The 13,862-nt window shown below is 74.2% G+C and carries 14 protein-coding genes; 8 read left to right on the top strand and 6 right to left on the bottom strand.

Going from position 1 to position 13,862, the window contains the following annotated elements:
• Positions 1 to 10: 10 nt before the first annotated feature.
• Positions 11 to 1,135 (bottom strand): PLP-dependent cysteine synthase family protein, encoded by a 1,125-nt coding sequence (locus ACIQOE_RS21385; protein WP_399009901.1) that lies wholly within the window; start codon positions 1,133 to 1,135, stop codon positions 11 to 13.
• 357 nt (positions 1,136 to 1,492) lie between these two features.
• Here ACIQOE_RS21385 and ACIQOE_RS21380 point away from each other — a divergent pair, with 357 nt between their 5' ends.
• Entirely contained in the window at positions 1,493 to 1,816 is a 324-nt protein-coding gene (locus tag ACIQOE_RS21380; RefSeq protein ID WP_351322601.1) for a hypothetical protein, read from the top strand.
• 183 nt (positions 1,817 to 1,999) lie between these two features.
• Complete coding sequence (locus tag ACIQOE_RS21375) at positions 2,000 to 2,665, top strand: ATP-binding protein (RefSeq protein WP_401412988.1); 666 nt, start codon at positions 2,000 to 2,002, stop codon at positions 2,663 to 2,665.
• Between the two features lie 133 nt (positions 2,666 to 2,798).
• On the opposite strand, the gene ACIQOE_RS21370 is transcribed toward ACIQOE_RS21375, so the two are convergent.
• Positions 2,799 to 3,089 carry an SHOCT domain-containing protein gene (locus ACIQOE_RS21370; protein ID WP_365554199.1) on the bottom strand — a complete coding sequence of 97 codons (291 nt, stop codon included), beginning with the start codon at positions 3,087 to 3,089 and terminating at the stop codon, positions 2,799 to 2,801.
• A gap of 165 nt (positions 3,090 to 3,254) precedes the next feature.
• Between ACIQOE_RS21370 and ACIQOE_RS21365 the strand changes: the two genes are divergently transcribed.
• The 3 genes from ACIQOE_RS21365 (at position 3,255) to ACIQOE_RS21355 (ending at position 5,388) form a co-directional block, all read left to right on the top strand.
• Positions 3,255 to 3,824 (top strand): TetR/AcrR family transcriptional regulator, encoded by a 570-nt coding sequence (locus tag ACIQOE_RS21365; protein WP_363016608.1) that lies wholly within the window; start codon positions 3,255 to 3,257, stop codon positions 3,822 to 3,824.
• Between the two features lie 62 nt (positions 3,825 to 3,886).
• Positions 3,887 to 4,471 (top strand): DUF4865 family protein, encoded by a 585-nt coding sequence (locus tag ACIQOE_RS21360; protein ID WP_362642488.1) that lies wholly within the window; start codon positions 3,887 to 3,889, stop codon positions 4,469 to 4,471.
• Positions 4,465 to 5,388 (top strand): phosphotriesterase, encoded by a 924-nt coding sequence (locus ACIQOE_RS21355; RefSeq protein WP_401412985.1) that lies wholly within the window; start codon positions 4,465 to 4,467, stop codon positions 5,386 to 5,388. Before ACIQOE_RS21360 ends, ACIQOE_RS21355 begins: the two co-directional genes overlap by 7 nt.
• 18 nt (positions 5,389 to 5,406) lie before the next feature.
• Here ACIQOE_RS21355 and ACIQOE_RS21350 read toward each other — a convergent pair whose 3' ends face one another.
• Complete coding sequence (locus tag ACIQOE_RS21350; RefSeq protein ID WP_401412983.1) at positions 5,407 to 6,642, bottom strand: ROK family protein; 1,236 nt, start codon at positions 6,640 to 6,642, stop codon at positions 5,407 to 5,409.
• A gap of 130 nt (positions 6,643 to 6,772) precedes the next feature.
• Positions 6,773 to 7,423 (bottom strand): alpha-ketoglutarate-dependent dioxygenase AlkB family protein, encoded by a 651-nt coding sequence (locus tag ACIQOE_RS21345; RefSeq protein ID WP_401412981.1) that lies wholly within the window; start codon positions 7,421 to 7,423, stop codon positions 6,773 to 6,775.
• A gap of 67 nt (positions 7,424 to 7,490) precedes the next feature.
• On the opposite strand from ACIQOE_RS21345, the gene ACIQOE_RS21340 reads away from it, so the two are divergent.
• On the top strand, positions 7,491 to 8,621 hold the full coding sequence (locus ACIQOE_RS21340) for a methyltransferase (protein WP_351322585.1): 1,131 nt from the start codon (positions 7,491 to 7,493) through the stop codon (positions 8,619 to 8,621).
• A 183-nt stretch (positions 8,622 to 8,804) separates the two neighbouring features.
• Positions 8,805 to 9,584, top strand: coding sequence for a DeoR/GlpR family DNA-binding transcription regulator (locus ACIQOE_RS21335; RefSeq protein ID WP_351322583.1), 780 nt, complete (start codon positions 8,805 to 8,807; stop codon positions 9,582 to 9,584).
• 45 nt (positions 9,585 to 9,629) lie between these two features.
• On the opposite strand, the gene ACIQOE_RS21330 is transcribed toward ACIQOE_RS21335, so the two are convergent.
• Positions 9,630 to 10,025, bottom strand: coding sequence for a luciferase family protein (locus ACIQOE_RS21330; protein WP_351322581.1), 396 nt, complete (start codon positions 10,023 to 10,025; stop codon positions 9,630 to 9,632).
• 820 nt (positions 10,026 to 10,845) lie between these two features.
• Between ACIQOE_RS21330 and ACIQOE_RS21325 the strand changes: the two genes are divergently transcribed.
• Positions 10,846 to 11,997 (top strand): MFS transporter, encoded by a 1,152-nt coding sequence (locus ACIQOE_RS21325; RefSeq protein WP_365554180.1) that lies wholly within the window; start codon positions 10,846 to 10,848, stop codon positions 11,995 to 11,997.
• Between the two features lie 63 nt (positions 11,998 to 12,060).
• Here ACIQOE_RS21325 and ACIQOE_RS21320 read toward each other — a convergent pair whose 3' ends face one another.
• A complete protein-coding gene (locus ACIQOE_RS21320; protein ID WP_401412978.1) occupies positions 12,061 to 13,758 on the bottom strand; it encodes an alpha/beta hydrolase in 1,698 nt (565 codons plus the stop codon).
• Between the last annotated feature and the right edge of the window lie 104 nt (positions 13,759 to 13,862).

The following is a 13,862-nucleotide window of genomic DNA, read 5'->3' as shown; positions in this document are numbered from 1 at the left end:
TCCCGGGGCCCTACCGCGGCCAGACCCCCGTGGCCAGCAGGGACTCGATGGCCGCCGTGTAGGGAGAGATGTCCAGACCCTGCTCCTCCAGCCAGGAGTCCGAGTAGTACTTGTCGAGGTACCGGTCACCCGGATCGCACAGCAGCGTCACCACACTGCCCGTGCGCCCCGCCGCCACCATCTCGGACACGATCTTCAGCGCACTCCACAGGCCGGTCCCGGTCGAACCGCCCGCCTTGCGCCCGATCGCCCGCTCCAGCGCCCGTACCGCCGCCACGCTCGCCGCGTCCGGCACCTTCATCATCCGGTCGATGGCCCCGGGCACGAAGCTCGGCTCCATCCGCGGCCGGCCGATGCCCTCGATCCGCGAACCGCAGTCGCGGGTGACGTCCGGGTCGTCGGTGGTCCAGCCCTCGAAGAAGCAGGAGTTCTCGGGGTCGGCGACGCAGATCCGGGTGTCGCGCAGGGTGTAGTGGACGTAGCGCGCGAGGGTCGCGGACGTGCCGCCGGTGCCCGCCGTGGCGACGATCCACGCCGGTTCCGGGAACCGCTCCAGCTCCAGCTGGCGGAAGATGGACTCGGCGATGTTGTTGTTGCCCCGCCAGTCCGTGGCGCGTTCGGCGTAGGTGAACTGGTCCATGTAGTGGCCGCCGGTCTCCACCGCCAGGCGCGCGGACTCCTCGTACACCTTCCGGGGGTCGTCCACGAAGTGGCACCGTCCGCCGTGGAACTCGATGAGCCGGCACTTCTCGGAGCTGGTCGTGCGGGGCATGACGGCGACGAAGGGGACGCCGATCAGCTTGGCGAAGTAGGCCTCGGAGACGGCCGTCGAGCCGCTGGACGCCTCGATCACGGGCCGGTCCGGCCGGATCCAGCCGTTGCACAGGCCGTAGAGGAAGAGCGAGCGGGCCAGCCGGTGCTTGAGGCTTCCTGTGGGATGGGTCGACTCGTCCTTGAGGTAGAGATCGATGCCCCAGGCCTCCGGCAGCGGGAAACGCAGCAGGTGGGTGTCGGCCGAGCGGTTCGCGTCCGCCTGGACTTTCCGGACGGCCTCTTTGAGCCAGTCGCGGTAGTCGCCGTCACTGCGGTCGACGTCGAGGGTGGCGCCGGTGCGGATCTGCGGGGTGGTGCTCACGGCGGGCTCCTTACGCTGAGCGCCGACGGCGTCCGAACACGGCCGGCGCACCGATCATAAGCACCTTTCACAGCGCTTCTCACCTGCATAAACGCATCTTTGGGCGCCTCAAAGGCCTCCTGCGGAACAGTGGCTCGATTCCGCGGGGGGCGCGTTGCCGCGAGTGCTCCGAGCGCCCCCCGCCCGGCGCCCCGTGCGTACTGGTGCTCCTCGTCGCGGGCGGGCAGACTGCCACCGGACGGGACGAACGTCCCGAACGGGGGCGCACACTGGATCACCACACGAGCCGGAGTGCGCCGGTCGGGGCCACAAGCCCGCGGGCCGGTGGCCGAGGCAGTCGAAAAGGGGCGGGGCAGGATGGCGGAGCCGGAGTTCACGGCGAAGGGCGTGCGGATCGACAAGCGGCTGCGTTCGCTCACCCGGGCCGGGCAGGTCCGGATAAGCGAGGGCAGGCTGCAGCTGCTGACCAGCTACGGCAGCGAGATCGACAGCGCGCCCGTGCAGGCGGTACGGGCCTCCAAGCCGTGGTTCGCGTCGGAGGACCGCGCCTTGGCCGACCTCAACGGCCAGCGGTACTCGCTCACTCTGGGTGAGCACGATCCGGCACCGGGCGAGCCCGGGCCGCCCGCGGCGCGCCGCTTCATCGAGGCGGTACGGCGGGCCGCCGGGCGCGACCACTGAGTCACGGCGAGTTGCGGGACCGTACACACTGGGTCACGCTTGTCTCACGTCACTCTGGGTTTACCGGCGATAACGCTGCGAACCAGCCCGCCGGCCACGACAGCAGGCGGCCCCATGGACGGCGGCACCCTGCTGGATCCGTTCTCCGTGTTCTTCCGGACCTCACGTCGGGGAGTCGCAGTCGTGATCGAACACCCAAGCAGACACTGCTCGGTGGAGCTCCAGGCCCTTCCCTCGCGGATCGGCCAAGTCCGCAGAATCGTATCTGCGCAGTTGCGCTACTGGCGCCTTGATCCGTTGATCGACCGGGCCGCGCTCGGTGTGACGGAGCTGCTGACCAACGTCCACCGCCACGCCCAGCCCGACAAGAACTGCACCGTGGAGATCGAGCTCCAGCTCGACCGGCTCACGGTGTCCGTCCGCGACCACGATCCCCGGCTCCCGGTCGCCGAGGACGGGACCGACGTCGCGCCCATGGCCACCTGCGGACGGGGCCTGGCGATGGTGGCCGCGGTCAGCGAGAGCTGGGGAGTGCGGCCGCACGACGACGGCAAGGTCGTGTGGTTCACCCTGCCCGCGCCGGCCGCCGCGGCCCAGCCCGCCCGGCCGCACCGCCTGACGCCCGAACCGACGCCCCAGCGTGTCGTGACGGCGGGAGCCGGGGCGCCCACGGGCGGACACCCGGCCGCCGCCACCGCGCAGGTCGGCGCCGGTGCCCCGGCCGCCGCGCAGTTGGCCACCGGCGGCGCCGCCGTGCCCGCGACCGCGGGTCCTCCGGCCGCCGTACCGGCGACCTCCGGTGCTCCCGACACCGCACATGCTCCCGCCCGCTCGGCTGTCCCCAGTTGAGCGGGCGGTGAGACACCCTCCCGGACGCCTCCGCACGCCGGCCGGGCAGCCGGGGCGAGCTCGCCCGGCCGTGCCGTCGCCGCCGCACGTGCGCACGGCGCCGTCGGCGGGGCCCGCACCACCGGCGTCGCGGTCAGGCCGGGCCGCCCTTGCCGATACGGCCGAAGTGCTCCTCCAGGACCGACGACCGCCGCCAGTACTCGTCCTCGTCGATCTCGCCCGCGGCGAACCGGCGGCCGAGGACGGCGAGCGGTGAGTCGGCGGCCGGACGGCCGGTGTCCGTCGGGCGCCACGGGCCGCCGCGCCCGCGCCACGCGGTGCGCCGCAGCACGGTGACGGCGCCGATCACCACGGCCGCCCAGATCAGCGGGAAGAACAGGATCCACGGGCCGGGCCCGCCGTCCCAGTTCGCGAGGGTCTCCATCTCAGCTCAACTCCTTTGCCGGAACGTCTCGGTGTGTCATGTCGAGACTGGCCCCGCCAAGGGGTCCGGGTCGTCGTGCGCCCGGCGGCGGTCGCCGTACCTCCCGGGGAGTACACGGCGCGGACCGGACTGCTTCCTCCGGTCGCCGATTCTGTAACTACTAGTATGTACACTGCTTCCATGAGCACGTCGGAGCGTCTGATCGAGTCCACCCGCGAGCTGCTCTGGGAGCGCGGGTACGTCGGCACGAGCCCGAAGGCGATCCTGGAACGCGCCGGGGCCGGCCAGGGCAGCATGTACCACCACTTCACGGGCAAGCAGGACCTGGCCCTGGCCGCGATCCGCCGTACCGCGGACGAGTTGCTGGCCGGCGCGGAGGCCGTGCTCACCGGCCCGGGAACGCCGTACGAGCGGATCGAGGCGTACCTGCGGCGCGAGCGGGACGTGCTGCGCGGCTGCCCGGTCGGCCGGCTGACCATGGACCCGGACGTCGTCGCGAGCGACGCGCTGCGGGCCCCCGTAGACGAGACCCTCGACCGGATCCGGGAGCTGATCGCCGGGATCGTCGAGGAGGGCAAGGAACAGGGGCAGTTCGGGCCGCGGGTGGACGGCGAGGAGATCGCCGCGACGGTCCTGGCGACCGTGCAGGGAGGGTACGTCCTCGCCCGCGCCTCCGGGTCACCCGCCGCGTTCGACGCCGGGGTGCGCGGACTGCTGTCGCTGCTGAGGAACTGACGTACACGGGCGCCCGCCCCGCCGCCATCACTGCCCTAGAGCCCCAGAGAGAGGCTTCCGCCATGCACGCCCTGCAGTACGAACTGACCCTGCCCGCCGACTACGACATGGGAATCGTGCGGGACCGCGTGGCCCGCGTCGGGCATCTGCTCGACGACTGGGACGGGCTCGGGTTCAAGGCGTACCTGGTCCGCGAGCGCGGTGCGCACGGCTCGCCGGTCAACCAGTACGCGCCCTTCTACCTGTGGAACACCGTGGAGGGCATGAACCGCTTCCTGTGGGGCGGCGCCTTCCAGGGGCTCGTGGACGACTTCGGGCGGCCCGAGGCCCGGCAGTGGTCGGGGCTGGCCTTCGAGGAGGGCGGCGCGGCGGGCGCGCGGGCGGACTTCGCGGTCCGGCGCCGGGAGCCGGTACCGGACGGGGCCGAACTGTCCGGCCTGATGGCGGACGCGGTGCGCGAGACGCGGCGGACGGCGGCCGGGGACGACGTGGTGCTGGCCGCGGCCGCCGTCGACACCGCCCGCTGGGAACTGGTCCACTTCTCGCTCCGTGCGCACGCCGCCCCGCGGGACGAGGGGGACGTCTTCGAGGTCCTGCACATGTCGGCGCCGGGCCGGGACCGGCTGCCGCGCGGGCGGCAGTGGTGAGCGGCACCGTCCGTACGGTCCTCGGCGACCTGGCACCCGGGGAGTTCGGCGTGTGCGACGCGCACGACCACCTCTTCCTGCGCAGTCCGCGGCTGCCGGGCCAGGAGCTGGACGACGTGGATGCGGCGCGGGCGGAGCTGGCGGCGTTCCGCGCGGCGGGCGGGGCGAGCGTCGTGCAGTGGACGCCGTACGGGATGGGCCGCCGGGCCGCCGACCTGGCGCGGCTGTCCCGTGCCACCGGGGTGCACGTGGTCTGCGCGACGGGTCTGCACCAAGCGGCCCACTGTCCGCCGGAGTTGCCGGACCGGCTGGCCGGGCGGCTCGCCGAGGTCTTCGTGGCCGAGCTGACCGAGGGCATCGGCACGTCGGGGGTGCGCGCGGGGCTGATCAAGGTGGCGGGCGGTTTCCACGGCCTGGACGCGCACGCCCGCCGGACGATGACGGCCGCGGCCGAGGCGCACCACGCGACGGGGGCGCCGATCGCCGTGCACCTGGAGCTGGGCACCGCCGCGCTCGACGTACTGGACCTGCTGTGCGGCGAGTCGGGCGTCTCCGGCGACCGGGTGATCCTCGGTCATCTCAACCGGTCCCCCGACCTGGTCGTCCAGCGGCAGGCCGCCGACTCCGGCTGCTGGCTGGCCTTCGACGGGCCGTCCCGCGCGAACCACGCCACCGACTGGCGGATGCCCGAGGCCGTCCGGGCGCTCGCCGAGGCGGGTTTCGGGGACCGGCTGCTGCTCGGCGGGGACACGGTGGTGGCGCAGGCCCGGTCGGTCGACGGCGGCCCCGGCATGCCCCACCTGCTGCGCCGCACCCGGCCGCGGCTGGTGGCGGAGGTCGGTGCGGAGCAGGTGCGGCGGATCCTCGTCGACAACCCGGCCCGGGCCTTCGCCGCCGACTGGCGTCAGGCCGGATAGCGCTCCGGCGACGGGCCGTCAGCGCAGCGCGCCCAGCGGATCGTCCAGTACCGGCTGCCACGCCAACTCGGCGGCGCCCACCAGGCTGTTGTGGCTCAGCGTGCACGGCAGGATCGGCACGCCACCGCTCTGGCCCCACAGACTGCGGTCGGCGACGACGGCACGCAGCCGCTCGGGATCGGCGTCCAGCAGGGTGCGGTGCAGGCCGCCGAGGATGATGCGGTCCGGGTTCAGGATGTTGACCAGGCCGGCCAGGCCGAGGCCCAGACGGTCGATCAGGGCCTCGGCGGCCCGGCGCACGGTCGGGTCCGCGTAGTGGTCGCGGACCAGGTCCTCGGCCTGCCGGAGCAGCGACACCTCCGGGCCGGGCTCGCGCCCCGCCTCGATCAGCAGCGCCAGCGGATCGGCCTCGACGTCCAGGCAGCCCCGGCTGCCGCAGTGGCAGGGGCGGCCCTCGGGGTTGACGGTGAGGTGGCCGACCTCCAGGGCCAGTCCTGAACTCCCCGTGTGCAGACGGCCGTCGAGGACCAGCGCGCCGCCGACGCCGCGGTGCCCGGTGGCCACGCACAGCAGATCGCGGGCGCCCCGGCCGGCGCCGTGCCGGTGTTCGGCGAGCGCGGCCAGGTTCACGTCGTTGCCCGCGAAGGCCGGGCTGCTGATCCCGGCGGCGCGCACGCACTCCGCGAAGATCTGCCGCACCGGCGCGCCCACGGGCCAGGCCAGGTGCAGGGGGTTGAGGGCGAGGCCCTCCGGTTCGGCGACCGCGGACGGCACGGCGAGACCGGCGCCGACACAGCGCAGGCCGGTGGCGCGGAGCAGGCCGGCGCCGGCCTCCACCACCGAGCCGAGCACCTTGGCCGGGTCGGCGTCGACGGGCTCGCAGCCGGGTGCGGTGGCGACGATGCGGCCGCCGAGGCCGACCAGCGCGGCGCGGAAGCCGTCGGCGTGGACCTGCGCGGCGAGCGCGACGGGGCCGTGCTCGGCGACCTCCAGGCGGTGCGAGGGGCGGCCCTGCGAGCCGGCCGCCGCGCCGGGGTGGGCGTCGACCCTGATCAGGCCGAGCGCCTCCAGTTCGGCGGCGACGGCGCCCGCCGTGGCCCGGGTGACGCCGAGTTCGGCGGTGAGCACGGCGCGGGTGGGGGCGCGGCCGGTGTGCACGAGTTCCAGCGCGGGGCCCAGTGCACCGCGCCCTCGGTCCAGTCTCGTCCTCGAGTTCCCTTGCCCCGTCGGGCGGGGGGCCGCCTTGCCGCTCATGAAGGGGAGTCTGCCATGATCCGTAGTCACGGACGGTGCCGGTCCGTTGTGGCTGGTCGCGCGCATGCGGCGGCGCCCGCGCACCCGTCGCGGCGCGCCTCCTGCGGCAGAACGCCCGAGCCGGGGCGGGTCACCGTCCGCTGACCCTGAGCGTGATGTTCAGACGGCCGGTCAGCCCCAGTTCCGCCGGTCCCGTCCCCGGGCGCACCCGCGGCACCCCGTGGTAGGCGAGCCGGCTGGCGCCCCCGAACACGAACAGGTCGCCCGAGCGCAGCTCCACGTCCGTGTAGGGCTTCGTCCTGGTCTCGGTGTTGCCGAAGCGGAACACGCAGGTGTCGCCGAGGCTCAGTGACACCACCGGCGCGTCCGAGCGCTCGTCGGCGTCCCGGTGCATGCCCATCCTGGCGTCGGCGTCGTAGAAGTTGATCAGGGCGATGTCGTACGACAATCCGCTCGCGGCCTCGGGGCCGAGCGTGTCGGTCACCGCGCTCCGGCCGAGTTCGCCGAGCCAGGCGGGGAACGGCTTGACGGGGCTGTGGTCGCCGTCGACGACGGTGCGGGCGTACGCGTACGGGTACCAGTGCCAGCCCAGGCAGACCTGGCGGGCGGTCATGGTGCCGCCCTGCGGCGTGCGGACCGTGCGCAGCCCGGCGGGCGGCCGGGCCCACTGACGGCAGGCGTCCAGCAGCTGGCGCTGGCGCGGCGCGCTCAGCCAGCCGGGGACGTGCACGGCGCCCGGCGCGACCTGGGCGCACGCCCTCGGGAACAGTTCGTCCTCCATGCCCCCATCCTGCCCGACCGGGTCTGAGCTGGGGCTCCGCTAGCCTGGACGCACGATGAGCGACCGTATGACGACTGCGTGGGGCGAGTACGAGCTGTCCCGTTTCCCCGAGGATCCGGGCGACCGGCTGCGCGCCTGGGACGCCTCCGACGCGTACCTGCTGAGGCATCTGGCCGCGGAGGGGACCGGGCTCTCGGGCTCGGTCGTGGTCCTCGGCGACCGCTGGGGAGCGCTGGCCACCGCGCTGGCCGGGCACCGGCCGACACAGATCACCGACTCGTACCTGAGCCAGGAGGCGACCCGGGCGAACCTGGCGCGGGCGGGTGTCGAGCCGGGTGCGGTGCGCCTGCTGACCACCCAGGATCCGCCGCCGGAGCGGGTGGACGTGCTGCTGGTGCGGGTGCCGAAGAGCCTGGCGCTGCTGGAGGACCAGTTGCTCAGGCTGGCGCCCGCCGTGCACGCCGACACGGTGGTGATCGGCACCGGCATGGTGAAGGAGATCCACACGTCGACGCTGCGGCTGTTCGAGCGGATCCTCGGCCCGACCCGCACCTCCCTGGCCGAGCAGAAGGCCCGGCTGATCCACTGCTCCCCGGACCCGTCGCTGCGGCGGCCGGTCAACCCGTGGCCGTACAGCTACGACCTGCCGGAGGGGATCGGCGCGGTCTCCGGGCACACGGTCGTCAACCACGCGGGGGTGTTCTGCGCGGACCGGCTCGACGTCGGCACCCGGTTCTTCCTCGGCCATCTGCCCTCGGGCGGGCGCCGGGTGGTGGACCTGGGGTGCGGCAACGGGGTGGTCGGCACGGCGGTGGCGCTGGCGGATCCGACGGCCGAAGTGCTGTTCGTGGACGAGTCGTTCCAGGCGGTGGCCTCGGCGGAGGCCACCTACAAGGCCAACGGGGTTCCCGGGCACGCCGAGTTCCGGGTCGGGGACGGGCTGGCCGGGGTCGCGGCCGGCAGCGTGGACGTGGTGCTGAACAACCCGCCGTTCCACTCCCACCAGGCGACCACCGACGCGACGGCGTGGCGGATGTTCACCGGGGCGGCGCGGGCGCTGCGGCCGGGCGGCGAGCTGTGGGTGGTGGGCAACCGGCACCTCGGCTACCACGTGAAACTGCGCAGGCTGTTCGGCAACAGCCTGCTGGTGGCGAGCGATCCGAAGTTCGTGGTGCTCAAGGCGGTCAAGCGCGGCTAGTCCCGAGGACGCCGGTGATCCGCGCGGCCTCCCCGGCGGTCGTTCGCCGGCCTCGTACGGCACCCACTCCGCCGCGCGCTGCTTGTTCCTGCGCGGTGACGCCGGTCTGCGAGCATGATCGAGCAGTCGGGCGGTGGCGGGGTGGGTTAGGGTCGCCGGGAGGCCGAGGAACGGAGGCGGCGGATGTCGCGCGACGCCCGCTGGAAGGCGCTGCTTGAACTGCTCGTCGAGCGCGGCCGCCTGGACGTCGAGGACGCGGCGGCGGAGCTGGCGGTCTCCGCGGCGACGATCCGCCGGGACCTCGACCAGCTCGCCGAGCAGCAGATGCTGGTGCGCACCCGTGGCGGGGCGGTGGTGCACGGGGTGTCGTACGAACTGCCGTTGCGCTACAAGACCGCGCGGCAGGCCACGGAGAAGGAGCGGATCGCGCGGGCGGTCGCCGAACTCGTCGCGCCGGGCGAGGCGGTGGGGCTGACCGGGGGGACGACGACCACGGAGGTGGCCCGCGCCCTGGCCGTGCGGGCCGACCTCGCCACCGGTTCACCGGCGCTGACCGTCGTCACCAACGCGCTGAACATCGCCAACGAGCTGGCCGTGCGGCCCCAGTTCAAGATCGTGGTGACGGGCGGGGTGGCGCGCCCGCAGTCGTACGAGCTCGTGGGGCCGCTCGCGGACGGGGTGCTCGGCCAGATCACCCTGGACGTGGCGGTGCTCGGGGTGGTCGCCTTCGACGCACGGCACGGGGCCGCGGCCCATGACGAGGCGGAGGCCGCGATCAACCGGCTGCTGTGCGAGCGTGCCGCCCGCGTGGTCGTCGCGGCCGACTCCAGCAAGCTGGGCGGCCGGGCGTTCGCCCGGATCTGCGCGGCGGAGCTGGTGGACACGCTCGTCACGGACGCGGCCGCGGAGCCGGAGGCGGTGCGCGCGTTCGAGGAGGCGGGGGTCCGGGTCATGACCGTGTGACCGGACCGCGAACCCGGTGGACACCGCGGGTGTCCGCTCCCCCGGTCACATACCGCTGGTGTCCGCGCTGACGAAGCCCGCGCCCCGCTGGTCGTTGCAGCCGAACAGGGGCCGGTCGACGGGGTCGGGCCAGCTCTGGTGGGCCTGGAGGGCGACGCTCACCAGGGTGAGCAGCAGATCGACGTCGCTGGCGGCGTCGAGCCGGATGGTCACCCACTGCGAACCCGGGACGATGCGGATGGCGCCCGTGCTCTTGAGGTTCTTGGCGAAGTGCCGGATGGCATGGGTGGTGAGACGCAGGTCCACGTCGCGCTCCGAGTGGAAGTGCGCGATCTCGCCGTGCGTCGAACTCACTGCCTGACCCAGGCCGCAGCTCGGTACCGCCCGGGTCAGGTCGGGCCAGGTCGCCAGTTGCGCCAGAGCGCGCGAGGCCAACGTCATGGGGCCATCATGGACCGCTCACTCTCCGGTAACCAACCGGCGAGCAGTTATTAACCGAGCTGTTGCCGGACTTCGCGCGCACCCGGGCACCCGAGGTGAGTGAATTCCCGCAGGATTACAGCGGTTCGGGGGACGGAAGGTGCGTCTCGGACGTCTGGGACGGGAGTGGCGAACGTCACGTTCTACGCGCGTCTGGCATGCCGGGCGGTTCCTCGCAAGGCCGTCGGCCCATGTCTCCCGGCGCGGCACGGGAGGCCAGGCGCGATCCCGGACCCGGCCCAACTCCGTTCCGACGGCACGGAGATGACCGCTCACGGCGGTTGCGTCCAGGACACCTGCGCCAAGGGTGACGTCCCCGCCTGGCCGTTCGCGGGCGGGCCGGCCAGCGACCGGCGCTCCAGAGGGCGGCCAACCCGCCGGTGTCGGCCCGGAGTTCAGCGGGCTCGCGGGCACGGGCGACGGGCGACGGGCGACGGGCGACGGGCGACGGGCGACGGGCGACGGGCGACGGGCGACGGGCGACGGGCGACGGGCGACGGGCGACGGGCGACCGTAGCCGCAGGGACGGGCGTGGGCCGGGTTCGGGGACCGGTCGCAGCGGTCCGTCGCGACCGGCTCGCGGGCCGGTCGCGCGATCCGCCTCGCGCGCCGCCTCGGAGACCGTCCGTCTCCGCCCGGCCCGCGAGCAGGTCGAGCGGGAGGCGCGGCGGCAGCCCCCCTGCCGGACCTCGCCCTCCCCCGGCGGCCTTGCACCCGGCGCGGTACCCGGCCTAGCCTGGAGTTTGTGCCGCAAATAAACAAACCCCGAACGCACAACGACGTGCCGGGCACCGACGACCGTCTGCGCCGCCTCCGGATCACCCTCACCGTCTTCTTCGCCCTCGACGGCTTCGTCTTCGCGGGCTGGGTCGTCCGTATCCCCGCCATCAAGCACCAGACCGGCGCCTCCGCCGGCACCCTCGGCCTGGCCCTGCTCGGCGTCTCCGCCGGGGCCGTCGTCACGATGATGCTCACCGGACGCCTCTGCCGCCGCTACGGCAGCCACCCGGTGACCGTGGTGTGCAGCGTGCTGCTGTCGCTGAGCGTCGCCCTGCCGCCGCTCACCCACTCCGCCCTGACCCTGGGCCTGGTCCTGCTCCTCTTCGGCGCGGCCTACGGAGGCCTGAACGTGGCCTTCAACAGCGCGGCGGTCGACCTCATCGCCGCCCTGCGCCGCCCGATCATGCCGAGCTTCCACGCGGCCTTCAGCCTGGGCGGCATGACCGGCGCGGGCCTGGGCGGCCTGGTCGCGGGAAGCCTCTCGCCCACCCGGCACCTCCTCGGTCTCACCCTGATCGGCCTGCTGGTCACCGCCGTCGCGGGCCGTGCCCTGCTGCGCTGCGAGGTGCCGGTCCCGGCCGCCGCCCAGCCCTCCGAGACCGCGCCGCGCCGGCTGGACGCGCGCACGCGCCGCCTGGTCGTCGTCTTCGGCCTGATCGCGCTGTGCACGGCCTACGGCGAGGGCGCGATGGCCGACTGGGGCGCGCTGCATCTGCGCCAGGACCTGGACGCCTCGCCGGGTGTCGCGGCGGCCGGTTACACGTGTTTCGCCCTGGCCATGACGGCGGGCCGGGCGAGCGGGACACGGCTGCTGGAACGCCTCGGCCGGTCCCGGACGGTGGTCTTCGGCGGCGGCACGGCGGCGACCGGCATGCTCCTCGGCTCGCTCGCGCCCTCGGTGTGGGCAACGCTGATCGGCTTCGCCGTCACGGGGCTGGGCCTGGCCAACCTCTTCCCCGTCGCCGTGGACCGGGCGGGCGCGCTGGCGGGTCCGTCCGGCGTGGCCACGGCGTCCACGTTCGGTTACGGCGGCATGCTGCTGGGCCCGCCGGCGATCGGCTTCCTGGCGGAGTGGACGTCGCTGCCGACGGCCCTGACGAGTGTCGCGGTCCTGGCCGCCGCGGCCACCGTCATAGGCGCCACGACGAGGTGACGGACGCGCGGCGGCGCGCGGCCGGGGCTGGGGCCGGGTCCGGGGCCTTGAGCGACGCCTTCGTCAGTCCAGCAGCCCCGGTTCGCGCACCGATTCCAGCAGTGAGGCCAGCCGGGCCGTGTCGGCCGCCGTCCAGTCCGGCGGCCGGGTGATCTCGGCCCACGCGCTCGTCGGCATCGTGCCGTACCGGTGGCCGAACCCGTCCGGCACGCTGTCCGCGCCGGCCAGGTCGCAGGCCACCTGCCAGAACGTCAGCAGCGGGTACCAGCGCATCGCCGGGGAGACGTCCCGGGCGCGCGGTCGCTCCAGCCAGTCAGGCTCGTGGAGGGCGAGGGACGGTGACCACCAGACGACGGGGTCGGAGCCGTTCTGGAGGTAGACCGCGCGGGGCTCGCCCCAGGGTGCGGGCGGGATGGCGTAGTCCGCCGGTACCTGCGCGAAGCGCACCTGAGCGCCGTCGCCGACCACCGGACGCCACTCGGGGCTGCCCGGCTGCCGCTGAGCGGTGATTCTCTTCCACAGCGGGTTGTCGTAGGTCGGTCCGACGAACAGCGCGCCTTCGGTCTCCGAGGTGAGCCGGGCCAGGGAGCCGTCGACGGCGGACTCCATGGAGAAGGAGCCGAGGCTCTCCCCGTAGACGACGAGCCGGGGCCGCGAGTCGGCCGGGAGGGTGCGCCACTTGTCGCGGACGGCGGTGAAGAGGGCGCGTCCGGTGGCGGCGGCCTCGTCCTCGGTGAGCGCGGAGACCCAGCTGGGCAGGTAGGAGTACTGCATGGCGACCTCGGCGGTGTCACCGCCCCACATGTACTCCAGGGGTTTGCTGCCCTGGCCGTTGATCCAGCCGGTGCCGGTGGTGCCCATCACGGCGAGGACCTTCCGGGAGAAGCCGCCGGTGCGTTCGAGTTCGCGTACGGCGAGGTCGGCGCGTTCGCCGACGGTACCGGCGGTGCGCAGACCGACGTAGACGCGCACCGGGTCCCGGGCCGGGCGGCCGGTGAAGGCGGTGATGTCGGCGCGGGTGGTGGCCGTACCGACGAAGTCGCGGCCCTGGGCGCCGAGGGTGTCCCAGGGCGCGGCGGACCGCGGGCTCCCGGAGAGGGTCGGCAGGTCGGGCTGGTGGACGCCCGCGGCGGTGCCCTGGTCGGCCAGCGAGGCCGCGCTCTCGATCGCGTCCAGCGCCCCGCGCAGCAGGAAGCCCTGGACGACGCCGACGATCACGAACGCGGCGAGGGCGACGCCGACGGCACAGGCGACCGCGCGCGGGATCTGCGCGCCGAGCGGGCGGGCGACGAGGCGCGTACCGAGCCGTACCGCACGGCCGAGCAGGAGCAGCAGCGCGGCGACGACGGCGGCGACGACCGGGACCAGCGCCCACTGCCACCAGACCACCTGGGGAGGCAGGGTCACCGCGCGGCGGACCTCGCCCTCCCAGCGGACGCTCCAGGCGGTGACGGTGACGACCGCCGCCGCCCCGAGCAACCCGAGGGCCGCCCAAAGGATCCTGCGGACCCGCGGACGGATCCGGAACCCGGCCCAGCGCAGCATGAGCCGGACGAGCGTCTCCAGGACGGCGCCGACCGCGTAGCCGACGACCGCCGACACACCGGCGACGAGCCCCTGGAGCCACCAGGCGCGCGGCAGCAGGGAGGGCGTCAGGGACAGGCAGTAGCACAGGACCGCCACGGCGGCCCCGCACCAGCACGGCCGCCGCCGGACCACCCGGCCGGAGCCCGCCGCGTGGCGGCGCACCCACTCCGTCACCCGACGGGGCCAGTCCCTCGTACGATTCAGAGCCTTGCCCGCAACACCCACTTGGCCACCTCGGGACCACGATCGGCCACCGTGCGCGCGACCGCATCCGGAGG

The sequence above is a fragment of the Streptomyces sp. NPDC091282 genome (genome assembly GCF_044757385.1).
GTDB classification, from domain to species: Bacteria; Actinomycetota; Actinomycetes; order Streptomycetales; family Streptomycetaceae; genus Streptomyces; species Streptomyces gramineus.
The sequence above is the reverse complement of the archived record's forward strand: the minus strand, read 5'-3'. Positions and strand labels throughout refer to the sequence as shown.

Excerpts from the sequence above, each read along its gene's own strand:
- ACIQOE_RS21380 (WP_351322601.1), top strand. The coding sequence starts at position 1,493 with ATGGCGGAGCCGGAGTTCACGGCGAAGGGCGTGCGGATCGACAAGCGG.
- ACIQOE_RS21370 (WP_365554199.1), bottom strand. The coding sequence starts at position 3,089 with ATGGAGACCCTCGCGAACTGGGACGGCGGGCCCGGCCCGTGGATCCTG.
- ACIQOE_RS21365 (WP_363016608.1), top strand. The coding sequence starts at position 3,255 with ATGTACACTGCTTCCATGAGCACGTCGGAGCGTCTGATCGAGTCCACC.
- ACIQOE_RS21360 (WP_362642488.1), top strand. The coding sequence starts at position 3,887 with ATGCACGCCCTGCAGTACGAACTGACCCTGCCCGCCGACTACGACATG.
- ACIQOE_RS21350 (WP_401412983.1), bottom strand. The coding sequence starts at position 6,642 with ATGAGCGGCAAGGCGGCCCCCCGCCCGACGGGGCAAGGGAACTCGAGG.
- ACIQOE_RS21345 (WP_401412981.1), bottom strand. The coding sequence starts at position 7,423 with ATGGAGGACGAACTGTTCCCGAGGGCGTGCGCCCAGGTCGCGCCGGGC.
- ACIQOE_RS21340 (WP_351322585.1), top strand. The coding sequence starts at position 7,491 with ATGACGACTGCGTGGGGCGAGTACGAGCTGTCCCGTTTCCCCGAGGAT.
- ACIQOE_RS21335 (WP_351322583.1), top strand. The coding sequence starts at position 8,805 with ATGTCGCGCGACGCCCGCTGGAAGGCGCTGCTTGAACTGCTCGTCGAG.
- ACIQOE_RS21330 (WP_351322581.1), bottom strand. The coding sequence starts at position 10,025 with ATGACGTTGGCCTCGCGCGCTCTGGCGCAACTGGCGACCTGGCCCGAC.